22 protein-coding genes are annotated in these 23156 nt (G+C 73.5%); 9 read left to right on the plus strand and 13 right to left on the minus strand.

Features of this window, described 5'->3' with window-relative positions; genetic code table 11:
- Positions 1 to 16: 16 nt before the first annotated feature.
- Together ABD944_RS07555 and ABD944_RS07560 are read left to right on the plus strand one after the other, a co-directional pair.
- Positions 17 to 1255 carry a hypothetical protein gene (locus ABD944_RS07555; RefSeq protein WP_345173710.1) on the plus strand — a complete coding sequence of 413 codons (1239 nt, stop codon included), beginning with the start codon at positions 17 to 19 and terminating at the stop codon, positions 1253 to 1255.
- A gap of 1 nt (position 1256) precedes the next feature.
- Complete coding sequence (locus ABD944_RS07560) at positions 1257 to 2381, plus strand: TRAFAC clade GTPase domain-containing protein (protein ID WP_345173712.1); 1125 nt, start codon at positions 1257 to 1259, stop codon at positions 2379 to 2381.
- 26 nt (positions 2382 to 2407) lie between these two features.
- On the opposite strand, the gene ABD944_RS07565 is transcribed toward ABD944_RS07560, so the two are convergent.
- A complete protein-coding gene (locus ABD944_RS07565) occupies positions 2408 to 3973 on the minus strand; it encodes a serine/threonine-protein kinase (RefSeq protein WP_345173713.1) in 1566 nt (521 codons plus the stop codon).
- Between the two features lie 252 nt (positions 3974 to 4225).
- Here ABD944_RS07565 and ABD944_RS07570 point away from each other — a divergent pair, with 252 nt between their 5' ends.
- Positions 4226 to 4654, plus strand: a complete 429-nt coding sequence (locus ABD944_RS07570) for a DUF6210 family protein (RefSeq protein WP_345173714.1) — start codon at positions 4226 to 4228, stop codon at positions 4652 to 4654.
- Positions 4655 to 4733: 79 nt separating this feature from the next.
- Here ABD944_RS07570 and ABD944_RS07575 read toward each other — a convergent pair whose 3' ends face one another.
- From ABD944_RS07575 to ABD944_RS07610, 8 genes are all read right to left on the minus strand, one after another.
- A complete protein-coding gene (locus ABD944_RS07575; protein ID WP_345173717.1) occupies positions 4734 to 5168 on the minus strand; it encodes a hypothetical protein in 435 nt (144 codons plus the stop codon).
- A 116-nt stretch (positions 5169 to 5284) separates the two neighbouring features.
- Positions 5285 to 6625, minus strand: coding sequence for an FAD-dependent oxidoreductase (locus ABD944_RS07580; protein WP_345173720.1), 1341 nt, complete (start codon positions 6623 to 6625; stop codon positions 5285 to 5287).
- On the minus strand, positions 6622 to 7425 hold the full coding sequence (locus ABD944_RS07585; RefSeq protein ID WP_345173722.1) for an aspartate/glutamate racemase family protein: 804 nt from the start codon (positions 7423 to 7425) through the stop codon (positions 6622 to 6624). The genes ABD944_RS07580 and ABD944_RS07585 overlap by 4 nt, the downstream gene beginning before the upstream one ends.
- A gap of 2 nt (positions 7426 to 7427) precedes the next feature.
- Complete coding sequence (locus ABD944_RS07590) at positions 7428 to 8885, minus strand: FAD-dependent oxidoreductase (RefSeq protein ID WP_345173724.1); 1458 nt, start codon at positions 8883 to 8885, stop codon at positions 7428 to 7430.
- 13 nt (positions 8886 to 8898) lie between these two features.
- A complete protein-coding gene (locus ABD944_RS07595; protein ID WP_345173726.1) occupies positions 8899 to 9483 on the minus strand; it encodes a cysteine hydrolase family protein in 585 nt (194 codons plus the stop codon).
- 25 nt (positions 9484 to 9508) lie between these two features.
- Positions 9509 to 10297, minus strand: a complete 789-nt coding sequence (locus ABD944_RS07600) for an SDR family NAD(P)-dependent oxidoreductase (RefSeq protein WP_345173728.1) — start codon at positions 10295 to 10297, stop codon at positions 9509 to 9511.
- Entirely contained in the window at positions 10291 to 11697 is a 1407-nt protein-coding gene (locus tag ABD944_RS07605; protein WP_345173730.1) for an FAD-dependent oxidoreductase, read from the minus strand. Before ABD944_RS07605 ends, ABD944_RS07600 begins: the two co-directional genes overlap by 7 nt.
- Positions 11694 to 12674: an isocitrate lyase/PEP mutase family protein gene (locus ABD944_RS07610; RefSeq protein WP_345173732.1), complete on the minus strand. Its 981-nt coding sequence runs from the start codon at positions 12672 to 12674 to the stop codon at positions 11694 to 11696. The genes ABD944_RS07605 and ABD944_RS07610 overlap by 4 nt, the downstream gene beginning before the upstream one ends.
- A 310-nt stretch (positions 12675 to 12984) precedes the next feature.
- On the opposite strand from ABD944_RS07610, the gene ABD944_RS07615 reads away from it, so the two are divergent.
- The 6 genes from ABD944_RS07615 to ABD944_RS07640 are packed head-to-tail and all read left to right on the plus strand — an operon-like array spanning position 12985 to position 18804.
- On the plus strand, positions 12985 to 14160 hold the full coding sequence (locus ABD944_RS07615) for an acyl-CoA dehydrogenase family protein (RefSeq protein ID WP_345173734.1): 1176 nt from the start codon (positions 12985 to 12987) through the stop codon (positions 14158 to 14160).
- Positions 14157 to 15080 carry a VOC family protein gene (locus tag ABD944_RS07620; RefSeq protein ID WP_345173735.1) on the plus strand — a complete coding sequence of 308 codons (924 nt, stop codon included), beginning with the start codon at positions 14157 to 14159 and terminating at the stop codon, positions 15078 to 15080. The genes ABD944_RS07615 and ABD944_RS07620 overlap by 4 nt, the downstream gene beginning before the upstream one ends.
- Positions 15077 to 15925, plus strand: coding sequence for an alpha/beta fold hydrolase (locus ABD944_RS07625; protein WP_345173738.1), 849 nt, complete (start codon positions 15077 to 15079; stop codon positions 15923 to 15925). Before ABD944_RS07620 ends, ABD944_RS07625 begins: the two co-directional genes overlap by 4 nt.
- Positions 15922 to 17103: an acyl-CoA dehydrogenase family protein gene (locus ABD944_RS07630; RefSeq protein WP_345173741.1), complete on the plus strand. Its 1182-nt coding sequence runs from the start codon at positions 15922 to 15924 to the stop codon at positions 17101 to 17103. Before ABD944_RS07625 ends, ABD944_RS07630 begins: the two co-directional genes overlap by 4 nt.
- A complete protein-coding gene (locus tag ABD944_RS07635) occupies positions 17100 to 17951 on the plus strand; it encodes an alpha/beta fold hydrolase (protein ID WP_345173743.1) in 852 nt (283 codons plus the stop codon). The genes ABD944_RS07630 and ABD944_RS07635 overlap by 4 nt, the downstream gene beginning before the upstream one ends.
- A 10-nt stretch (positions 17952 to 17961) precedes the next feature.
- Complete coding sequence (locus ABD944_RS07640; protein WP_345173745.1) at positions 17962 to 18804, plus strand: fumarylacetoacetate hydrolase family protein; 843 nt, start codon at positions 17962 to 17964, stop codon at positions 18802 to 18804.
- A 91-nt stretch (positions 18805 to 18895) separates the two neighbouring features.
- Here the strand turns inward: ABD944_RS07640 and ABD944_RS07645 are convergent, their stop codons facing one another.
- The 4 genes from ABD944_RS07645 to ABD944_RS07660 all read right to left on the minus strand — a co-directional run bounded on the left by ABD944_RS07645 (position 18896) and on the right by ABD944_RS07660 (position 23120).
- Positions 18896 to 19576: a hypothetical protein gene (locus ABD944_RS07645; RefSeq protein ID WP_345173747.1), complete on the minus strand. Its 681-nt coding sequence runs from the start codon at positions 19574 to 19576 to the stop codon at positions 18896 to 18898.
- Between the two features lie 143 nt (positions 19577 to 19719).
- The gene (locus tag ABD944_RS07650) at positions 19720 to 20451 is read right to left on the minus strand and encodes an ABC transporter ATP-binding protein (RefSeq protein ID WP_345173750.1); all 732 of its coding nucleotides are present in this window, start codon (positions 20449 to 20451) and stop codon (positions 19720 to 19722) included.
- 22 nt (positions 20452 to 20473) lie between these two features.
- The gene (locus tag ABD944_RS07655) at positions 20474 to 22192 is read right to left on the minus strand and encodes a branched-chain amino acid ABC transporter ATP-binding protein/permease (protein WP_345173753.1); all 1719 of its coding nucleotides are present in this window, start codon (positions 22190 to 22192) and stop codon (positions 20474 to 20476) included.
- Between the two features lie 4 nt (positions 22193 to 22196).
- Positions 22197 to 23120 carry a branched-chain amino acid ABC transporter permease gene (locus ABD944_RS07660; RefSeq protein WP_345173755.1) on the minus strand — a complete coding sequence of 308 codons (924 nt, stop codon included), beginning with the start codon at positions 23118 to 23120 and terminating at the stop codon, positions 22197 to 22199.
- Positions 23121 to 23156 lie beyond the last annotated feature (36 nt).

The following is a 23156-nucleotide window of genomic DNA, read 5'->3' on the forward strand; positions in this document are numbered from 1 at the left end:
ACAGGGACGTGACGGGGTGACCACCGAAATCGCACTGCTCGAAACGCCGTCCGGCGGGGGGCGCGCGGAGTTCGCGCTGACCCTCGACCAGGGGAGCCGCGTCGGCGCCCGCTACAAGAGCCACTACGGCACGGTCCGGCCCGCCGGCGGCGCCGAGGTCGAGTGCGTCTACAAGGTCGCCACCGGCGCCATGGGGAAGCGCGTGCTCAGCAACGAGGTGGCCGTCTGGGGCGGCCTCCGCATGGAGGACGTGCGCGCCGACCAGTTCGGGACGCTGCTCGGCTTCGACGTCGACTCCCCCGACGCCCCGGCCCGGCTGGTGCAGACGCGGCGCGGCCGTCCGCTCGCCGGGACGTCTCCCCTTCCCTCCGAGCGGCTGCGGCGGCCGGCCCACGACCTGTTCACCGCGCTCCGGGTGCTCGCGGACAACGCCTACGCGCTGGGCGAGCTGTCCCCCGGGATGCTCCTGTGGGACGGCAGGGGGCTGCAGATCGCCGACCTGGGCAACGCGGTCGGCCAGCCGGACGACCTGCGGGCGGCGCGGGACGTGCGCGCGGCTGCCGGGCTGCTGTTCTGGCTCGCGTCGGGCGAGGAGTCGTCGTTCGGGCCGGACGGCGCGGGGCCCGCCGACGAGGGCGAGCTGCGCTGGCTGATCCGGCACCACCCCGACCTCGGCATGGTGCTCCGGCCCGTCTTCGACGAGGAGGTCCCGACGGCCGCGGAGGTGCTGGCCCGCATGGAGGGATGGCCGCCCTCCGGCGACACGACGGAGCGGGACGTGCCCGCCGGACACGACTCCCCTACCGAGCAGGACGCCCCCGAGGACGACGACACGCGGACCGTGGAGATCCACCCCGGCGCCCGTCCCGCGCGGCCCGGGCAGACGAGGCGCACCGCGCAGGCCGGGCCGCCGGAGCGGGCCGAACCGAAGCCGCCGCCTCCGCCGGCGCCCCCGGCGACGGACGCCGGCGCGCGCGCCATCGAGAACTACCGGAGGGAGAAGCAGTGGCTGGGCCAGCGGAGGAACGGCGCGCCCGCGCACCCGTCCAGCGGGTCGGCGCCGTCCTTCCATCGGGCACCTGGCACGGGACCGGGAACCGGACGGCCGGGCGCGCCTCCGGGGGTCGGCGTCCCCTCGCTGCCCCGCGACTTCCCGTTCCGCGTCGGCGACGACGGCAGGCGCAGACCGCACCCCCTGCTGGTGTGGCCCGTGGTGTTCGTCCTGGTCGTCCTAATTCTCCTGGTGGTGTTGTGACATGATCGCCCCGCCCTGGCAGCCCGGCCCCGCCGCGTACCCCGGCCCGGAGCCGCGCGCCCGCACGCTCTGCCCGTACTGCCTGAACCACATCGACTGGTCCGACTACGGCGAGGTCCCGCTCGTCAAGAACACCCCGGACGGGCCGGAGGTGCTGACGCGGGCGCCGGACGAGCCGGAGGTCCGCTGGCGGCACCGGACGCTCGGCGCGATGCGGCAGTGCCACGGCGACGGCGACCCGCACTCCCTCCCGGCCGACTACGGCGACCTGGACCCGCTCATCATCGGGCTGGTCGGCGCCAGCGCGGCCGGCAAGACCCACCTGCTCACCGCGATGATCGCCCAGCTCGAACGGCGCAAGGCCATGCTCGCGCCGGAGCTGCGCATCGAGCCGCTCGACGGGCACCTGCGGCAGCGGTTCTACGAGGAGCGGATCCGGCCGTTCCTGGAGCAGCGCCGCGTCCTGCCCGCCACCCGCCGCACCGCGCGGGCCGAGTTCGTGTACGCGCTGCGCGTGTCCAGCGAGTACACCGGGCGCACCCACGCGGTCGGGTTCTTCGACGTCCCCGGCGAGCACTACCACCGGTACGAGTACGAGGACACCCCGTTCCTCAGCCTCGCCGACGCGATCCTCTACGTCGCGGACGGCCAGCAGCTCCGCACCGGCGACGACTGGAACCCGTGGGTGCCCGACCCCGGCTTCACTCACGCGATCACCCAGCTCCTGCACACCCGGCAGTCCCGCGACGGCCTGCTGCCGCCCGGCGCCATCGTCGTCGCCAAGTCCGACATGCTGGCCGGAGTCGACGGCACGGTCGCGCACTGGCTCGCGCGGGACGACGAGACGGTGCTCGGCGACCTGCGCACCGTCGAGGACGAGAACGAGGCCGCCTACGCGTTCCTGGACCGGCACGGCGCCGAACTGTGGCTGGCGCCGTTCCACTCCGGCTCGCCCACCACGCTCCACTTCGCGTCGGCGTCGGGCGTGCCGCCGATCCCGGAGGAGGGCGTGTTCCCCCACCGCAACTTCCGCCCGACCCGGGTGCTGCGCCCGCTGCTGTCGCTTTTCAGCGCCACCGGGCTGGTCCCCCGGATCGACACCGAGGAGCCAGGCCAGTACCTGTGAGCCGCCCCGGCGCCCGCCGGGGGCGGTCAGCGCCGGTGCGGGCCGGGCCCGCTCGCGGCGCGCCAGGCGTGCGGCGCCAGGAGCTGCGCCACCACGAGGTCGGCGCGTCCCTCCACGGTGGCGGGGTCGGCCGCCTCCGCGAGCCGCAGCCGGTCCGGCCACCACGGGACCTCGCGCGGCACGGCCGCGGCGAGAGCGCGAACCCGCTCCGCGGCGTCGGCGAGCAGCGTGAGCTCCGCCGCCCACGCCCACAGCATCGGCCACTCCCGCTCGGACGGCAGCTCCGCCGGCGGCCGGCCGGGACGGCCGCGCACCACCCGGCCGCGCAGCCAGCTCAGCTTCCCCTCCGCCCGCGCGACGATCTCCGGGACGTCCGCGTGCACCCGGTCCAGGACGGCGCAGCGCCCCCGGCAGCCGGGATGCCCGCAGCGGTGCCGGGCCGCGTCGGCCAGCACGCCGCCGTCCACGACCTCCCGCAGCAGCTCCCGGTCGGCGGGCCCGCCCCGGGCGAGTCCGAGCAGCCCCGGCGCGTCGATCGGACGGCCCTCGTAGCGCGGCGTCACGTCCGGGATGACCTGCGCGGTCAGCCTGATCAGCGCCCGCCGTGCCCGGTCGCCGCCCAGCCCGCGCAGGTACCGCACGTCGGCGGGGTCGGCGCCCTGCCGGACGAGCCAGTCGGCCAGCCGCCCGCCGTTGCCGGCCAGCCAGGCGGCGCCGTCCCGCCAGTTCCGCTCCAGGTCGTCGGCGAGGCCGCGGACGTCCCGGTAGGTGCGGCCGTTGAACCGCGGCGGCCGGTGCTCGTCCGCGACCCACGCCACCACGTGCTCGTACGTCCAGCGCCGCGCCGGGTCGACGACGAGCAGCCCGTCGATGAGCCGCCGCCACTCCGGGTCGGTCACGGCGTCCAGCGCGGGCCGCCGCCCGGCGCGCAGCAGCTCCCGCACCCGCGCGGACGGCGTCCCCTCGTAGGGCGTCCGCCCGAGGAGGAGCTGGTAGGCGATGATCCCGAGCGCCCACCAGGCGGCCGGAGCGCCGCGGCGGCCCCGCGCGGTCTCGGGCGCGGCGTAGGCCCAGGTGGTCAGCAGCCCGCCCGGATCCCGCCCATGGACCCTGACGTTGCGGGCTATTCCCCCGAAGTCACCGATCAGCAGTTCGTAGGGATTCCGGGACCGCACCAGGATGTTGGCCGGTTTCACGTCCGTGTGCGTCAACCCCATCGCGCCCAGCCAGAAGTTGAGGCATTCGGCGAGTTCGGCGACGATCGCCCTCAGTTCCGCGTCGCCGAGCGGAAGGGCGTCGCCGATCAGCGCCTCCAGCGAACCGTGCGCGCAGTACTCCTGCGCCATCCAGCCGACCTCGGCGCCCTCCACGACGAGATTCCCGTAATCGTGGATCCGGGGGACGTGCCTGGTGGCCTCCAGCCGCCCCAGCACAACGAGCTGGTCGGTCTCCAGCCGGGAGTCCCGGTGCACTTTGACGACGACCAGGTCGGCGCCCCCGCACCCGCCGTGGAGCGGCTCCGCCAGATGGACGACCGACTCGGCGCCGACCGCCTCGATCCGGATCGGCCGGAATCTCTCCCGCAATGCCACCGGAAAGTCACCGGCATCCCCGGTAACGCCGCCCAGCCCCAAAGAACGACCCTCTCCCCGTCCGCCCCGTCCCCCGATCCTATGACGGCGGACCGCCCCGAAATGGGTCGTCCGACACCGTTCCCAGCAAATCGCCACAACGGCCGTGCGGCAGCGGGCGGGCGACCTCGTCCTTCCAGCGCAGGGTCGACGCGACGGCCGTCTCGCGGCACGCCGTTGACCACATGATCGACGGCGCGGAAGATGGCCGCCATGGACGCTCCGCGCTTCGTCTGCCTCGACCCTGACGGCACCATCGGCGGCGGCTGGCTGTACGTGGTGGTGGAGGCCGGGACCGGAGTGGTCTACCAGCAGCAGTACGGCGGCAACGTGAACCGGCAGGGGCAGGTGGAGGGCTTCCTGGTGCCGCTGGCGAGCCGTGACGGACTGAGCGCACTGCGCACGCTGTTCGAGAAGGACTTCCGCGGTGCCGGCACCTGGAACCACACCTGGCCAGACGATGCGCGAGTCAGGCTGGAGGAGATCATCGGGGCCGTCCGCTACTGGGCCTGCGACGGCAACACCGAGCAGCCGCACGGCCTGAGGTTGGACGAGAGCCGGATGCGCGAGGTCGACGAGGCGTGGGTCCCGGTCATCACCCCGGACGGCCCCGGGGTGCTGGTGTGGCCCAACTCGGACTGAACACCCGGTGACGGGGTTGCCGACTGTACTGACCTGTGGTGGTGAGATTCAGGCAACCCCCTTGGGCTGTGAATTCACGCTAGACGCAGTAAGAGACCATCGTGATCGGGCCTTGGGCCGCCCAGTCAGGAATGATCCAGTCGTGGAAGGACTTTCCTTCCACGAAGGCGCACTGGCTGTAGTTCATGCCGTCGGCATACCGTAGAGAGCGATTTCCCCCGTACAGGGAGCAGTTGTAGCCGACCCCGTGCCAGAAGCCCTCATCGTCTCGGTACACGCGGACCGTCCTGATGCAGGGATCCGCTGCTCCAGCCGTTGCGGCGGTCACGCGGGCGGGTGTGCGGCTGGGCGGGCCGGCGGCGGTCGTCGCGCCTGCCGGGACGGCCGCCAGGACCAGCACGGCCCCGGCCAGGGCCGCCGGAGCGGTGTACCGGCGGCTTCCTGCACCGCGGGCGGGGGAACTGGTGACGAGCTCGGAGCGTGCGGTGAGGTCACGGTTGGCTCTGCGCATCATGGTCTCCGTCGTGATTCGGGTTCGATCCAGACGCTGCCACGCTCCCCCAGGGCGCTATCGCCCCGGTCACTTCCTGGTCACCCCGCATCGTCTTTGGCCGCTCCGGGGTGGCTCGTTCACTGCACCTGTGCCCGTGTGGTCCTCTCGGCGAGGTGGTTCCCGATGATCCAGCCCATGCCGAAGGCGGAGAGCAGCCCGTTCCCGGACAGGTAGCCGTCGGAGTGGGGGCCCGCCAGGCCGCAGGCGGTGCCGCCGCCCGCGTACAGGCCGGGGATCGGCGCGCCCGCCTCGTCCAGGACGCGCCCGGACGGGTCGATGACCAGCCCGCCCTGGGTGGCGAGCAGGCCGTGGGTCACCCAGGCGAGATGGTACGGGGCGGTGAGCCGCCGCCGGCCGGGCAGCGGGGCCAGGGCGCGATCGGCCTGGCCGGTCGTCAGGTGCAGGGAGGCGGCGAGGTCACCGAGGGTGGCGCGGTCCTGGACGGCGCCGGCGGCGAGGCACTCGCGCATCATCTCCGACTCGCGGGTGGCGGCCATCGCGGCGGCGTCCCAGATCATCGCGGCTCGTTCGCCGGGCTGCCGCCGCAGGACGCCCGCCATGGACGAGTAGCCCTTGGACTCCTCGTCGACGAAGCGCTCGCCGTCGAGGTTGACCAGAACCGCGCCGTTGAACGGCAGGGCCGGCGACACGCGGGTGCCGTGGTCGACGACGACGAGCCCGGACCGCAGGCCGGCGCCCATGTTCCGCAGCCGGGCGCCCAGCCGCAGGGCCCAGGGCAGGGCGTCGCCGGTGGAGGTGGAGACACCGCCGTAGAAGGGCGTGCCGAGGTGCGGCAGATACTGCTCGACCAGGGCCTCGTCGGCCGCGAAGCCGTCGGCGGCGAGGACGACGGCACCGGCCCGGACGCGTTGCAGGGCGCCGTTCTGGGCGACGACGACGCCGGTGACCTCGCCGTCCCGCGAGACGAGGTCGACGGCGCGGGCCTCGTCGACGAAGGCGGCGTTGTCGCGGGCCGCGAGCAGGGCGCGCAGGTGCCGCATGAGCCGGGCGCCGCCGAGGCGCCCGGTGTCGGTGTGCAGGCGCGGGGCGGTCATCCCGGCGCGGGGCATGTCGGTGCCGATCTCGATCGGGTAGCCCGTGTCGGCGAGCCACTCCACGATCCGCGGGGCGGCGGCGCACAGGGCCTCGACCACCGGGCGCCACTCCTCGTCCCCGCTGGCGCGCAGGATGTCCTCGGCGTGCCGTCGCGGCGAGTCGTCGATGCCCGCGGCCGCCTGGAAGCGGGTGCCTCCCGCGGCGAGGGAACCGGACGAGATGGCGGCGTTGCACCCCTCGCGGGCGGACCTCTCGAAGACGGCGACGACGAGGCCGGGGTCGCCGGCGGCGCGCAGGGCGGTCATCACGCCGCAGGCCCCGCCGCCGACGACGGCGACGTCCACCTCGATGTCCCAGGTCACGCGAGGGTCCCGTCCGTGCCATAGAAGCGGCGCGCGGCGTCGATCAGCGGGCGCGGCGGGCGCGCGCCGTAGAAACCGGTCCGCGCCGGGGCCAGTCCGGTGGCGCGGTACTGCGCGGCGCGCAGCTCCGCGACGCGGACGCAGGTGCCGAGGGAGTCGAGGACCGGGACCTCGTCCACGCGGGACAGGCCCTGGTCGGCGAGGAACACGTTCAGCGGCCCCTCCCCCGGGACGATGACGTTCGCGCCGGCCTCGATCGCCTCGCGCGCGGCGCGGACGAACGCGTCCAGCAGCGGCTCCGGGTCGGCGTACGCCGCCATCACGTCGGTGAACTCCGCCTCGACCTGCACGATCGGGCCGACGAGCCCGTCCAGCCGGTAGTTGCGCAGGTTGCGCCGGAGCTGCGGTTCCAGGGCGGCGATGAAGTTGACGATCCCGACGCGGTCCCCGAGCGCCGCCGCCATCAGCACCGACGTCTGACCGAAGGCGACCACGGGGATGTCGACGACCGTGCGGACCTCCTCGTACGCGGTGTCCGGGATGGTCGCGATCAGGAAGGCGTCGTAACCCTCGTCCTGGGCGCGCAGCGCCGCGTGCACGAACTGCTCCCTGTGCAGGCCGGCGAGGTAGGCGTAGCCGATGTGCGTCCCGGGATAGTCGGACGGGTAGGTGCCGGGCCTCATGCCGTGGAGGTCGATCTCGGTGCCGGGCGCCGCCTGCGACCGCAGGTGGCGTGCCAGCGCGTCGCGGTAGTGCGGGACGTCGTCGAGGACGGTGAAGGACTGGTGCCAGATCCGCATGTTCACACCACCGCCGCGGCGCGGGCGGCGTTCGCCCCGGCGATCCGGCCGAACGTCGCGCCGCGGAGCACCGACGTCGAGCCGGTGTAGTTCGAGTAGTACAGCCCGGTCAGCTCGCCCGCCGCGTAGAGGCCGTCCATGGGGCGGCCGTCGCGGTCGACGACCTCGGCGGCGGAGGTGGTCTTGAGGCCGCCGAAGCTGAAGACGTTCGCCGCCATGATCGGGTAGGCGGCGAACGGCCCCTCGGCGACGGGCCGGCTCCAGTTCGACTTCGGGACGTCCAGCCCCGCCGTCGCGAGGCCGTCGGGCCGGGCGTGGTCGAAGCCGTCGGAGGGAGGGCAGGCCGCGTTGTAGGCGTCGATGGTCGCCTCGACGGCCGCGGCGGGCAGGTTCAGCCGCCGCGCGAGGTCACCGACGGTGTCGGCCGTCACCGGCGGGACATCGGTGCGGACGCCCGCCATCAGGTTCGGCACCGCGAGGCCCCGCTGGTCGAGGACGACCCAGGCGACGCCGCCGGTCTGGGCCTGGACGGCGCGGGTCGTCCGCTCGTACCAGGCGTCGACGGTGCCGCGGGCCTCGTCGACGAACCGCCGCCCCTCCTTGTTGATCAGGACGCCGTAGGGGAAGCAGAAGATCGCGGCCTCCGGCTCGCCGCTGCGCGGGTCGACCGGCTCGGCGTGGAACAGGGCGAAGTTCCCGGCGGTGGCGGCGCCGAGCGCGAGCGCCATTTCCAGGCCTTCTCCCTTGTTGTAGTTGCCGCCCTTGGCGACGGGCCGGCAGGTCAGCGCCCGGTCGCCGTGGTAGCGGGCCATCAGCTCGAAGTTGCCCTGGTAGCCGCCGCTGGCGAGGACGACCGCGCCCTCGAACGCGGCGGGGCCGTCCGGGGTGTGCGCGACCACGCCGCCGACGCCGCGGCCGGAGGGGACGAGGCGGCGGGCCGTGGTCGCGAAGTGGAACTCCACGCCGAGCCCGCGCGCGGCCTCCCCCATCGTCTCGACGATGGCCAGGCCGCCGCCGACCGGCGCCATCCGGGTGGTCGACCGGGTGAGGAACGGGGTCGGCACGAAGTCGAACCGGACGCCGTGGCGGGTCATCCAGCGCAGGGTCGGCGGCGCGTTCTCGGCCAGCGCGGCGACGTAGTCCGGGTCGACGGTGTGGGTGGCGCGGTACAGGGCGCCCTGCCGCCGCGGCGGGAGGGCCGCGTCGTTGACGATGGACGGGTCGGGGTGCCCCATGAAGTCGTCGACGAGGGCGTCCTCGAAGCCGTCCGCGACCTCGTCGATCGACTTCATGCGCAGGAAGGCCTCGGTGTAGCGGGTGTTCCCGCCGGTCTCGGCCTCCGGGGAGCGTTCCAGGAGCGCGACGCGGGCGCCGTTCTCGGCCGCCGAGACGGCGGCCGACAGGCCCGCGACCCCGCCCCCGACCACCACGACGTCGTAGCGGTGCGTCTGTTCGGTCATGACGGCGTTCCTCTCAGAAGGCGAGCTCGGCGGAGCCGATCACTGACCCGAACAGCGGCAGCATGTTCGTCACGGAGAACTCGTGGAAGTCCGGGCGGAAGGAGGCGCACATGTCCTCGACCACGGTGACCTGGAGGCCGGAGTCGGAGGCGTGCCGGGCCGCCGACTCGACGACCAGGTTGGTCGCGACGCCGCCGAGCACGACCTCGGTGACGCCCTCGGCGGCGAGGACGTCCCGCAGCGGGGTCCCCACGAACGGGTCGACGCAGCCCTTGTCGACGACGGGCTCCCCCGCGACCGGCGCCAGCGCCTCGACGATCCGCGCCTCCGGGGAGTCGGCGAGCATCGCGCGCTGCTCCTCGTAGGGGGCGAAGCGGGGCAGCCGGTTGGTGCGGAGGCGGTAGGACGGGTCGAAGGCGAGCCGGACGTGGACGACGAGCGTTCCGGCGGCGCGGGCGGCGTCCAGGACGCGCCCGGCCGTCGCGAGGACGCCGCGTTCGGCGATCTGCGCGGCGAGCGGCGGCATGCGCAGGTGCGGGCCCTCCTCGCAGAGCGCGACCTGGTAGTCGAGCATGAGCAGGGCCTTGGTGCTGGTCATTCGGAGTCTCCTCGGAGGGGTCGGGCTACCAGGCGGACCAGCCGCCGTCGACGTACACGACCTGGCCGGTCATGTACGAGGCGGCGGGTCCGGCGAGCAGCAGGAGGGGGCCGGCGAAGTCGGTGGCCGGGTCGCCGAGCCGGCCGAGCATGGTGCGCTCGCCGAACCACCTGAGCCGGTCGGGGTCCGCGCCGAGCGCGGCCGTCATCTGGGTGGGGTAGAAGACGCCGGGCGCCAGGCAGTTGACGTTGACGCCGTGCGGGCCGAGCTCGGCGGCCAGCGCCCGGGTCACGTTCACGACGCCGGCCTTGGACGAGTAGTACGCCGACTCGGGGACGGGACCGACGCGTTCGGCGTAGACGGTGGTGAGGTTGACGATGCGGCCGCCCGAGCCCTGCCGGGTCAGCGCCTTCCCGGCCTCGCGGCCGACCAGCCAGGTGCCGGTGAGGTTGACCCGCACGACCCGCTCGAACTCCTCGACCGAGGTCTCGTCGTAGGGCTTGCGGAGCATGACGCCCGCGGCGTTCACCACGACGTCGAGCCGCCCGTGCTCGGCGATGACGTTGCCGAGAAGCGCGGCGACGGACGCCTCGTCGGTCACGTCGACCTCGTGCGCGCTGGCGCCGCGGCCCTGCGCGGGGGCCGGGTCGCGGGCCTTGGCGGCGAGCTCGCGGGCGCGCGACGGCAGGTCGGCGACGGCGACCCGCGCGCCGGCGCCCGCCAGCGCCCGCGCCGCGATCTCGCCGAGGCGCCCGGCGGCGGCGCCGACCAGCAGGGCGACCTGGCCGGTCAGGTCGAACGCGGGGTTCACCACTGGAGCTCGCTCTCCTCGTCCGCGGCGTTCCGTCCGGCGAGCCGGCCGAACACGCCGGACTTGCCGATGGAGGTGCCGGTCATGTAGCCGGCCCCGTGGAATCCGCCGGTGATCTCTCCGGCGGCGTAGAGGCGCCCGATCGGCTCGCCCCACCAGTCCAGGACCCGCATCCGGGTGTCGACGGTGAGCCCGCAGTACGTCGCGAGCACGACGGTGCCCGACGGGTGGGCGTAGAACGGCGGGCGGTCGATCGGCGTGGGGGCCCCGACGCCGCCGGACAGGTGGGCCCGCCCGAACGCGTCGGCCCGCCCGTCCCGGAGCGCGGCGTTGTACTCGGCGACGGTGCGCTGCAGGGAGCCGCCCGGCAGGCCGATCGCGGCCTCCAGGCCGGCGACCGTCCCGGAGCTGAGCAGCATCCCGGCCCGCTCGCGCCCGGCGAACTCGTAGATCGGGACCTCGTCGTTGGCCAGGGCCATCGTGCGGGCGTCGAAGACCTGCCAGGTCGTCACGCCGGGCTGGGCGAGCGCGGCGTCCCCGATCTCCTTGTAGTTCCGCGACTCGTCCACGAAGCGGCGGCCTTCGCGGTTCACCGCGATCGCGCCCTTGTAGACGGCGAGGATGCCGGTGCCGTCCTCGTCGGGGTGCTCGACGTGGTAGTGCCCGTACGTGCCCTTGATGTAGGGGGTGTCGCGCAGGCCCGCCCCGAGCGCCATGGCCATCTTGAGGCCGTCGCCCTGGTTCCCGGCGCCGCCCTGGCGGAGCGCGTTCTCCATCTGCGGCGCGAACGCGGCGAGCAGCTCCGGGTTCATCGAGAAGCCGCCGGTGGCGAGCACGACCGCGTCCGCGAGCACCTCGCGGCCGTCGGCGAGCCGGACGCCGGTCACGCGGGCGCCGTCGTGCAGCAGCCGGTGCGCCGGGGCGCCGAGCACGACCCGGGCGCCGAGGGCACCGGCCGCCGAGAGCAGCAGGTGCAGCATGCGGGTGGTGTCGGCGGGGTGGCTGCGCGGCGCCGACTGGCCCGAGGCGGCGTGGATCTCGCCGTAGCGGACGCCGTGCTTCTTCAGCCAGCGGTACGCCGCCAGCTGGTGCTCGCAGTACAGGTCGATGAGCGCCGGGTCGCCGCGCCCCCGCCCGACCTCGACGAGGTCCTCGCGGAGCAGCTCGACGGAGTCGGCGATCCCCTGCTCGGCCTGCTCGTCGGTACCCGCGAAGGCGGACAGCCCGGCCGACTTCACGGTGGACCCGCCGATCTCGCCGGTCTTCTCCAGCAGCAGCGCGTACCGTCCCGCCTCGGCCGCCGCGAGCAGCGCGGCGCATCCGGCGAGGCCGGCCCCGAGGACCAGGACGCCGACGCGCCCGGGCAGGTCGGTCTCGACCGGCAGGCCGGGCAGGGCGCTCACGAGAGGCTCCCGAACTCGCGGTCCAGGGCGGTCTCGGCGGCGCTGAACCGCGGCAGGTTGAACAGGCTCTGCCGCTCCTCCCAGCCCGCCATCCGGCCGGCGCGGGACGCGGTCTCGCCGTGCTCGCGCAGGTGCGCCAGCGCCTCGCGGCCGGCGAGGTGCATCGAGCGCATCAGGTAGTTGGCGAACAGCACGACCCCGAAGCCCAGCTCGGCGTAGCGCGCGACGTCCAGCTGCGGGGTCCTGCCTCCCTCGACGACGTTGACGATCAGCGGCACGCCCGCCAGCTCGCGCCCGACCAGCGCGAGTTCGTCGACCGTCCGCGGCGCCTCGACGAACAGCGCGTCGGCGCCGGCCTCGGCGTAGGCGCGGCCGCGTTCGACCGCCTCCTCGATCCCGTGCACGGACCGGGCGTCCGTCCGCGCGATGATCACCAGCGCGTCGTCGGCGCGCGCCTCGCACGCCGCCGCGATCTTGGTCTGCATGTGGCCGGACGGGATCAGCGCGTGCGAGTCGAAGTGGCCGCACCGCTTCGGCATCTCCTGGTCCTCCAGCTGGAGGCCGGCCACACCGGCGCGCTCCAGCAGGCGGACCGTGCGCATCGCCGCCAGCGGTCCGCCGTAGCCGGTGTCGGCGTCGCAGACCAGCGGCACGCGGGTCGCCTCGGCGAGCCGTCCGGCGTGGTCGACGACCTCGGCCTGGGAGATCAGCCCGATGTCGGGAAGCCCGAAGCCGGCGTTGGCGAGCCCGGCGCCGGTGGCGTAGACGGCGGCGAAGCCGGCCTCCTCGACGAGCCGGGCGCCGAGCGCGTCGGTCGCGCCGGGCAGCACCAGCGGCTCGACCGGCGCGCCCGGCGCGGCCGTGGCGGCGGCCAGCGCGGCGCGCAGCTCCAGCCGCTTGTCGCGGGCGGTCGGGCCGGGGCCGACACCGGTCAGCGATGCGAGCAGGCCCGGCTCCCAGGGCGGGGTGTGGGGCACGTCAACTCCTCCATGGAGCGATTACTACAGACACTTACCGTGACAGCAGTCACCAGGTCGGCGCAACCCTCGCGGTTCCGGCCCACCTTCCCGCGGACTCCCTCCACCAGGGTCGACATCGCGAGTTGTCGCAGCAAATCAGCCATGTACGAGAGCTCGTCCCAGCGCCCTGCACCTGTGGTCGCAGTCACAGAATTCTGCGGCCACCTCTTGCCTTCCCCGGAGCGATCGCTCTACGGTCCATGTAGTGACTGCTACAGAGATGCCGGTCACGCTCTCCCGTTCTCCGCGACCCGAAGGAACGTCACCGATGACCGTCCTGGACGAGATCCGCCGGCTGGAGCCGGAGTTTCGCGCCGAGGAGGACCTTTCGGCCGACCAGCGCATGCTGACCGGCCGGGCCTTCACGCGCATGCAGGAGACCGGGCTGATGCGCGGCCTCCAGCCCAAGCGCTGGGGCGGCGCCGAGCTGTCGCTGCGCGAGCACCTCACCGGCGTCTACGAACTCGGGCGGATCGCCCCGTCCGCGGGCTGGGTCGCCGGCGTCATGGGCTCGCACCCCTGGCAGCTGGCCCTGTTCCCCGAGGAGACGCAGGCCGAGATCTGGGCGTCCGACCCGGACTGGAACGCCTCCTCCTCCTACGCCCCGACCGGGAAGATCGAACCGGTCGACGGCGGCTACCGCGTGCACGGCCGCTGGTCGTTCTCCTCCGGCTGCGACCACGCCCAGGGCGTGATCCTCGGCGGCTTCGCCGGGAAGGTCGAGGTGGCGCCCGGCGTCGAGGTGCCGAACTACGGGTCCGCGCTGCTGCACCGCGACCAGTACTCCATCGAGGACACCTGGCACGTCCGCGGCTCCCGCGGCACGGGCAGCAAGGACATCGTCGTCGAGGACGCCTTCATCCCGGCCCGGCGCTTCCTGTCCAGCCCGCTCTACGAGTACAACCCGGAACGCCCCGCGCCCGGCATGGAGACCAACCCGAGCGCCCTCTACAAGCTGCCGTGGGCGGTCATGTTCAACCTCGTCCTGGTCGCGCCGATGCTCGGGCTCGCCCGCCGCCTCATCGACGACTGGACGGCCGACACCCGCGTCCGCAGGGCGAACTGGGGCGGCACCTACGCCGACGACCCGCTGATGCAGATGCGCCTGGCCGAGGCCGAATGGGTCCACGACGCCGCCGTCATGAAGATGTACGACGCGATCGACACGATCACCGAGGCCGCCGAGGCCGGGGTGTTCCTGGACAAGCGGCAGCGGGCCCGGCTGCGGTGGAACATCACCCGCGCCTGCCAGCGGACCGGCTTCGCGATCAACGACCTGATGCGGGCCGCCTCCGGCCGCACCGTCTTCGTCGACCACCCGCTGCACCGCCTCTACCAGGACGTCATCGCCGAACTCGGCCACGCGTTCCTCGTCTCCGACGGCGTCGGCCAGTACTACGGCGCCGCCCTCCTCGACTCTTCCGCCCCGGAGGTCATGCTGTGATCACGCAACTCGCCTACCTCGGCATCGCGTCCCCGAACTCCGCGGAGTGGCGCGACTACGCCCCCCGCCTGCTCGGCGCGACCATCGCCGGCGACGGCCCGGACGGCGCCGTCCGGGTGAAGGTCGACGACAAGGGCTACCGGGTCGCCGTCCACCCGGCGGAGCAGGACGAGCTCCGGTACGTCGGGTGGGACTGCGGCAACGAGACCGACCTGCGGTCCTACGCGGCCGAGCTGCGCGGCAAGGGCGTCGAGGTGCACGGCGGCGGCGCCGAGGAGCTGAAGGAGCGCCAGGTCGCCGAGCTGTACTGGTTCACCGACCCGTTCGGCAACCGCCACGAGATCGTCTGGGGGCAGTTCTCCCAGCCGAACTCGTTCTTCCCCGGACGCCCCATGCGCGGCCGCTTCGTCACCGGCGACCTCGGCCTCGGCCACGTGGTGCTGATCGTGCCGGACCTCGACCGCGCCAACGCCTTCTACGCCGAGACGCTGGGCTTCCGGCTGTCGGACCGGGTGAAGAGCGACGTCTTCAACCTGCGCTTCTACCACTGCAACGGCCGCCACCACTCGCTGGCCGTCGCGGAGATCCCCGGCATGACCGGGATCAACCACCTGATGCTGGAGGTCGAGTCCTTCGACGACCTCGGCACCGCGATCGACCTGTTCACGGCCGACCCGGAGCGGGAGATCCTGCTGTCCCTCGGCCGGCACACCAACGACCTGATGACCTCGATCTACGTGCAGACCCCGTCCTCGATGCAGATCGAGTACGGGCACGGCGGGATCAGCGTCGACGACCTCACCTGGGTGGCGGGCAACCACGACCTGCCGTCGATCTGGGGCCACCACCGCTCCCAGGCGTACCTGGACGGGCCTCCCGGCATCTTCCGCCCCGCGGGCGGCGAGGAGGCCGCCGGATGACCGCCGCGATCCGCACCGAGGACGTCGCGATCGGCGGCGGCCGCCACCTGCGCGTCAACCAGACCGGCGCCCCGGGCGCGCCCGCCCTGCTCTTCCTGCACGGCTCCGGGCCCGGCGTGACCGCCGCGTCCAACTGGCGAGCGGTGATCGAGGGGCTCGGCGACACCTACCACTGCGTCGCCCCCGACATCCTCGGCTTCGGCGACTCCAGCCACCCGGACCCGCAGCCGCAGGGCTTCGCGGCGCAGGCCGAGGTCCGCATCGACGCGCTGTTCGCCCTCGTGGACGCGCTCGGCCTGGAGAAGGTCGTCCTCGTCGGCAACTCCATGGGCGGGATGTACTCGCTGCGCATGGCCCAGTTGCGGCCGGACCTCGTCGACCGGATCGTGCTGATGGGCTCGGGCGGCATGCCGGGCCTGGAGCCGACCCCGGACCTGATCAAGCTCATCACCTACTTCGACGATCCGACCGTCGAGGCGATGGCGGACCTGCTGATGAGGTTCGTGCACGACAAGAAAGCCTTCGGCGACACCGTCGAGGCGGTCGCGGCGGAGCGGATGCCGATCGTGCGGCGCCCCTGGATCGAGGCGGGGCACCGGGCCATGTTCGCGCCCGAGATGCTCAGCTTCGGGCCCGACGACCTCGCGAAGATCGACATCCCGGCCCTGGTCGTGCACGGCCGCCAGGACTCCATCGTGCCGCTGGAGTGCGGCTACTACCTCGCCGAACACCTGCCGCAGGCGGACCTCTACGTCATCGGCGGGTGCGGCCACTGGACGCAGATCGAGCAGGCCGCGCGATTCCAGGCGATCGTGCGGACCTTCGTCGGAACGGGGACGCGATGACCATGAGCATGATCGAGAAGGCGCGGGCGGCCGCGCCGGCGCTCGCCGCGGCCGACGCCCCGAGCGCGGAGCAGGGCAGGCTCACCGCGGAGGCCGTCGCGGCGCTCGAATCGACGGGCGTCCTGCGGGCGCTGCAGCCCGCGCGCTGGGGCGGCGGCGAGGCCCACCTCGCCGAGTACGCCGAGACGGTGGTCGAGATCGGCCGCGCCTCGGCGTCCGCCGGCTGGGTGGCCTCCGTCGTCGGCGTCCACCCGTGGCAGATCGCCCTGTTCCCCGAGGAGACGCAGAAGGAGATCTGGGGCGCCGACCCGGCCCGCAGGATCGCCTCGTCCTACACGCCGACCGGGAAGATCGAGAAGGTCCCCGGCGGCTACCGGGTGTCGGGACGGTGGAGCTTCTCCTCCGGCAGCGGCATCTGCGACGGCGTCATCCTCGGCGGGATCGCCGGACGCCGCGAGGTGAACGGCGTCGAGCACCCCGACTTCACCTCCGTCATCCTCGACGCCGCCGACTACCGGATCGAGCAGACCTGGAACGTCGCGGGCCTGCGCGGCACCGGCTCCGACGACATCGTCGTGGACGGCGTGTTCGTCCCCGAGCACCGCGGCCAGTCGCACGTGTACTACACGCACGGCCTCGGCACCCCGCTGCCCGGCCAGGAGCTCAACGACGGGCCGCTGTACCGGACGCCCTGGGCGGTCACCTTCAACCTGATCATCGCCGCCGGGGCCCTCGGCGCCTGCCTCGGCTTCTACGACCGGTGGGTCGCCGAGACCCGCGCCCGGCGCACCAACTACGGCCAGTCGCTGCGCGAGGAGCCGGTCGTGCAGCACCACCTCGCCGAGGCGGCCTGGCAGCTCGACGCCGCCGTCCTGAAGGTCAGGCGCGCGGCCGAGGAGCTGATGGAGCACGCCGAGCGCGAGGAGGTCCCCTCCCTGGAGCAGCGCGCCTTCTGGCGCTGGGACGTCGCCCGGTCGGCGAACGCGGCGGTCGACACCGTCCAGGCGCTGATGCGGGTCTCGTCGGGCCGTTCCGCCTTCGTCGACCACCCGCTCCAGACCAGGTTCCAGGACGCCATGGCCGCCGGCGGCCACGCCTTCCTGTTCGGCGATCCGCTGGCCAAGGCGTGGGGCGGCCGGCACCTCGGCGCGGCGAAGCCCGCGGAGGTCCACCTGTGATCACCTCGTCCGACGTCGCCGTCCAGGTCCGCGGCGGCGACCTGACGTTCCGGCTGCACGAGACCGGGGAGCGCGGCCCGGAGGCCGTGCTGTTCCTGCACGGCTCGGGGCCCGGCGCGACCGGGCTGTCGAACTGGGAGCGGATCATCACCGGCCTCGGGCACCGGTACTGGTGCCTGGCGCCCGACCAGATCGGGTTCGGCGACTCCTCGCATCCCGCCGACGCGCCGCGCGGCATGGGCCCGTTCAACGAACTGCGGGCCGAGGCGCTGCTGGCGCTCGTCGACGCCCTCGGCCTGGGCAAGGTCCACCTCGTCGGCAACTCCATGGGCGGCCAGCTCGCCCTCCTGATGACGCTGGCCCGGCCGCACCTGATCGGCAGGATCCTCCTGATGGGCAGCGGCGGCGCGCCGGACATGCCGGTCAGCCCCGGTCTGCGGCACCTGCGCGAGTTCTACGCGAACCCGAGCGCGGAGTCCCTCAAGGAGCTGCTCGGCGAGTTCGTGTACGACCTCGAACCCATGCGCGACACCGTCGACCGGGTCGTGGCCGAGCGGATGGCCTACGTGAACCGCGAGGACGTCCGGCGCTCGCACGAGGCGTCCTTCGACCCGGACGGCGCCCGCCGCTTCTTCACTCCCGAGGAACTCGCGACCCTCACCCACGAGGTGCTGTGCGTCCACGGCCGCGACGACCGGATCATCCCCGTCGAGGCGAGCAGGTACTTCGCCGCCGCGATCCCGAACGCGCACCTGTACGTCCTCGGGCGGTGCGGCCACTGGACCCAGATCGAGCACCCCCGGACCTTCGAGCGGCTCCTGACGGGCCTCGTCGACGGCCACCTCTGAGGAGACGCGCATGCGCATCGCCAACCACGCGGGCCGAGCGGTGCTGGTCGTCGCCGACGGCAAGGCAGCGGACGTCGCGACGGCCTCGGACGGCCGCTTCGGCCCCGACCCGCAGAGCCTCTACGACCGCTGGGACGCCTTCACGGCCTGGGCGGCCACCGCCGCTCCCGTCCCGGACGTCGAGATCGACGCCGCCCGTCTCGGCCCGCCGTCGCCGGCGCCGTCCCAGGTGATCGCGATCGGGCTGAACTACGCCGACCACGCCGCGGAGACCGGCTTCGAGCCGCCGAAGGACCTGCCGCCGGTCTTCACCAAGTTCGCCTCGTCCCTCACCGGCCCGTACGGGCAGATCGCCCTGCCCGAGGGCGGCCACACGGACTGGGAGGTCGAGGTCGTCGCGGTCATCGGCCGGACGGCCCACCGCGTCGCGGCCGGCGAGGCGTGGGACCACGTCGCCGGCCTGTCGGTCGGCCAGGACCTCTCGGAGCGGATCCTCCAGTTCACCGGCGAGGCCCCGCAGTTCGGCCTCGCCAAGTCCCATCCGGGCTTCGCGCCGATCGGCCCCTGGCTGGTGACCCTCGACGAGATCCCCGACCGCGACGACCTCGCGCTCGGCTGCTCGATCGACGGCGAGACCGTCCAGGACGGCCGCACGTCCAAGCTGATCTTCTCGATCCCCCGCACGATCGCGGACCTGTCGCGGGTCGTCACCCTGCGCCCCGGCGACGTGATCTTCACCGGCACCCCCGACGGCGTCGGCCTCGGCCGCACCCCGCAGCGCTTCCTGCGCCCCGGGGAAACCCTGCGCACCTGGGTCGAGGGAATCGGCGAGATGGAGCACACCTTCCAGTGAGCCGCACACGAGAGCCCCGGCCCCACAAGGGCCGGGGCTCCGGTCGGTACCGCGGCCGGGTCCACCGGGACCGCTTCGCCGGGTGGCGGAGTCAGAGCTGGCCGAACGTCCAGCCGATCGCCTGCCGCTGGAGTTCCTCGACGAGGACGGAATCGCCAGGTGACGCACTGGCGGATCGCTGCGGGACGGCGTCGGCGTACGACACCGTCGGGTCGGCGGGATCCGCCGGATGGGCGAGCGCGCCACCGAACCTCAGATCTCCGGCGAACCACAGCACCCCGTAGCCGTCGGTGATGGAGTTCCAGGTGCCGCGCTGGAGGCGGGTCTTCATCACCCCCGCCACGTTCTGGTCCGGATCCAGAAGGAACACGTGAACCAGCGCCGCGGGGTTAACAAAGTCGCGGACGAGCTCCACCCGGCATGGCCAGACCTGCCATGGCTGCTCGGTCAGAACTCGTCTGAGCCGGTGCGCCTCCGGCCCCGACAGGCCCTCGCCGTAGGGGCCGCGCACCCGCTCCTGGCTCCTCGCGAACAGCCATACGACCAGCAGGACCGCCCACCCTGCGAGCACCCCGCCCACAAGGCCGGAGAGGGACAGTTCGTCCCCGAGCGTCAAGATCATGGCGACCGACCCCGCCGCACCGCACACCGAGAAGATGATCGAAAGCACGCGGTTCATGCGTGCGGCCTTGTCGAGCTGGCCGAGGACGGACGGGGTGACGATCGCCGCCGGCGCGGGAGAGACCGCGTAGCCGAACCGCCTGGCGAGCATTCCTGCCTCCGATGACCACGGGCTTCCCCTGCTTTTGATCATCATCCACGCGAGATCCGGAACCCGACAGTCACCTGACAGGAACCGGTCACCGCGGAAGAGGCCTTTCCGGCGCTCCGGCCAAGCCCGTCAGAACAAGCCCGTCAGAAGAGGTCCCAGAAGTCGCCGCGGTCGCGCATCCGCTCGGCGGTCTCCTCCAGGATCACGCGGCCCGAGCGCATGACGTAGGCGCGGTCGGCGATCTTCAGTGCCTGCCGGACGTTCTGTTCCAGCAGCAGGATGCCGAGGCCCTCGTCGTCGGCGAGGCGCCGCAGGCGTTCGAAGATGGCCTCCACGACCGAGGGGGCGAGGCCGAGCGACGGCTCGTCCAGCAGCAGCAACCGGGGCCGGGCCATCAGCGCCATGCCGAGGCTGACCATCCGCTGCTGGCCGCCGGACATCGAGCCCGCCGCCTGCCTCGCGCGCTCGCCGAGGATCGGGAACAGCTCCCCGACGGTCGCGAGGCGCTCCGCCGTGCTCGTCCCGGACGGCGCGTTCGCGGCGCCGAGCAGCAGGTTGTCGTGCACCGACAGGTCGGGGAACACGAACCGCTCCGACGGGATCATCGCGGCGCCCGCGGCGACGGCCCTGCGGACGGGCCGGCGCGCGGTGTCCCGTCCGGCGATCCGGACGGTCCCGGCGCGCGGCCGGACCGTGCCGAGCACGGACCGGATCGTGGTCGTCTTGCCCGCGCCGTTGTGCCCCATCAGGGTCACGATCTCCCCCGCCCCGACGCGGAGGCCGACCCCGTGCAGCACCTCCTTGCGGCCGTAGCCGGCGACCAGGCCGCTCACGTCGAGCAGCGGCGCGTCCCGCACCGCGCTGTCCTGACTCATCCGTCCTCCCTGGGCGCGCCCGTCACTGGGCGCCGAAGTAGGCCTCGGCCAGCCGGGCCGAGCCGGTCAGCTCGTCGAGCGTGCCGGACGCGGTGATCTCGCCGAGTTCCATGAAGCAGGTGTGGTCGGCCAGTTGCCGGACCACGTCGAGGTTGTGCTCGACCAGGCAGACGGTGCGGCCCTCGTCCCGGACGGCCGCGACCATGGCGAGCATGGTCTCCACCCAGGCCGCGTCGACGCCGGAGGCCGGCTCGTCGAGCAGCAGCACGTCGGCCCGGGTCGCCAGCGCCCGCGCCAGCGAGACCAGCTTCGACTGGCCGTAGGACAGCGCGTCGGCCGGCGTCCCCGCCTGGTCGGCCATGCCGACGAACTCCAGCCACCGCATCGCCTGCGCGGCGACCTCGCGGTCCGCCCGGGAGACGCCGCGGCCGGGCGCGAACAGGCGGCCGATCCGCTCCCCGGGCTGGCCGGGGACGGCGAGCATGACGTTCTCCAGGCAGGTCAGCCGGTTCAGCAACCGGACGTCCTGGAAGGTCCTCGCGAGCCCGGCGCGGACGACCAGGTCGGGGCGCATCCCGACCAGTTCCGCGCCGTTCAGCGTCACCGAGCCGGTGTCGGGGACGACCGTGCCGGTGAGCAGGTTGAACGCCGTCGTCTTCCCGGCCCCGTTCGGGCCGACGAGCGCCGTGATCGTGCCGCGCCGCAGTTCGAGGCCGATGTCCTTGGCGGCGACGATGCCGCCGAACCGCTTGGACAGGCCCTCCGCCCGCAGCACGACGTCGGCCGCGGCGCGGGCGGCCGGGTCGACCGGCCTGAGCGCGGCCTTCACCGGCGGCGCGGGCGACGCGGCGGCCGCCTCCGGCACGGCGGACGCGGCGGCCCGCCGGGAGCGTTCGGGGAACAGGCCCTGAGGCCGGACGAGCATGACGAGCAGCAGCAGGGCGCCGTACAGCACCACCTGCACCAGCGCGGCCTGGGTGCTCTGCACCCCGAGCACCTCGCGCAGCACCGGCTCGATCATCGTCAGCGCGACGGCGGCCGCGATCGAGCCCGCGAGGTTGGCGTTGCCGCCGACGACGACCATCGCGAACACGGCCATGGCGAGCGGGAACCCGAACGCCGACGGGGTCGCCTGGCCCAGCCAGCCCGAGTAGAGGCCGCCGACCAGCCCGGTCAGCCCGCTGGTGATCGCGAAGATGCCGATCTTGTAGCCGAAGGTGTTCTTGCCGAGCGCGCGGGTCGCCACGGCGTCCTCGCGAACGCCCTTGAGCACCAGCCCGTAGGGCGATTCGCCGATGCGCCGGCAGACGGCGAAGACCAGCACGAGCAGCACCGCCGACGGGACCAGCCAGTCCTCCGGCGTCCGCAGGTCCAGCCCGAACAGCCGCAGGCCCTCGACGCCGGTGATGCCGGTGACGCCGCCGAGGGAGTCGAAGGTGGCGAGGACGCCGATGAGCCCGAGCGAGAACGCCAGCGTCATCAGGATGAGGAACTCCTCGGCGAGACCGAGCGCGATCAGCCCGATCACCACGCCGAGCGCGGTGGCGACCAGCACGGCGGCGGCGAGGGAGGCGAGGTAGGGCCAGCCGTGCGCGCCGGCGAGGAAGCAGACGGTGTACCCGCCGACGCCCGCGAAGGCGGCGTGCGCGACGGAGACCTGCCCGGCGTAGCCGACGAGCAGGTTGACGCAGACGGCGAGCGCCGCGAGCAGCAGCGCCTGGTCCAGATAGTTGATCCACATGGCGTCAGGCCTTCCTCAGCGGCGCGGGACGGGCGAGGCGCGGGCGGGGAAGCCGGCCCTTCACCGCCAGGAACGCGAGGTAGGCGGTGAGGACGACGAAGACGGCGGTCTGCGTCCACTGCAGCGGCAGCCAGTTCGACGCCCACTGCTCCAGCAGGCCGAGCCCGACGCCGACGGGCAGGGCGCGCAGCGGGGACGAGCGGGTGCCCGCGAGGAAGGCGACCACGAAGCCGTAGACGACGGTCGAGTCGCCCATGCTCGGCTGCACCGTGTAGAGGAGGCCGTACCAGAGGGCGCAGGCGCCCGAGATGAGCCCGGCGACGGCGAAGCAGACGAGGTTGACGCGGCGGACCCCGATCCCCAGCACGGCCGCGAGGCCCGGGTTGCTGCGGACGGCCTTGATCGAGCGGCCGATCGGGGTGAACGCCAGGAAGGCGGCGAGCCCCGCGACGAGGACCAGGCAGGTGGCCGTCTGCTCCAGCTCGAAGTCGGAGATCCGCACCGGCCCGAACCGGTGCTGCACAACGTCCGGCCCGTAGAAGGGCAGGCTGCTGGTCCCGAACCTCAACTGCAGGAGCGCGATGCCGGCGGTGCTGACGCCGATGGAGGTCACCAGCACGGCGAGCATGGCGCGGTCGGCGGCGCGGCGGGCGACGGGCTCGTAGACGCCGGCTTCGAGCAGCACGCTGACGGCGACCGCCGCCGCGAGCCCGGCGAGCGCCGACGGCCAGAACGGCGCGCCGAGGCCGTCCATCACCCAGAAGGCGGCGTACGGGGCGACGGTGTAGGTGAGCGCGTAGGCGAAGTGGAAGCGGGCGGTGACGCCGATGACGAGCGCGAGCCCGGCGCCGAGCGCGGCGTAGAAGGCGCCCCGGACGAGACCGTTGACGGTCAGCTGCCAGAGTTCGCCGCCCAGAAGGTCGTGCATGGATCCTCCCCGGATCGAGGGCCGGGGACGGCCCGT

The organism is Actinomadura verrucosospora (assembly GCF_039540335.1).
Lineage (GTDB): Bacteria > Actinomycetota > Actinomycetes > Streptosporangiales > Streptosporangiaceae > Spirillospora > Spirillospora verrucosospora.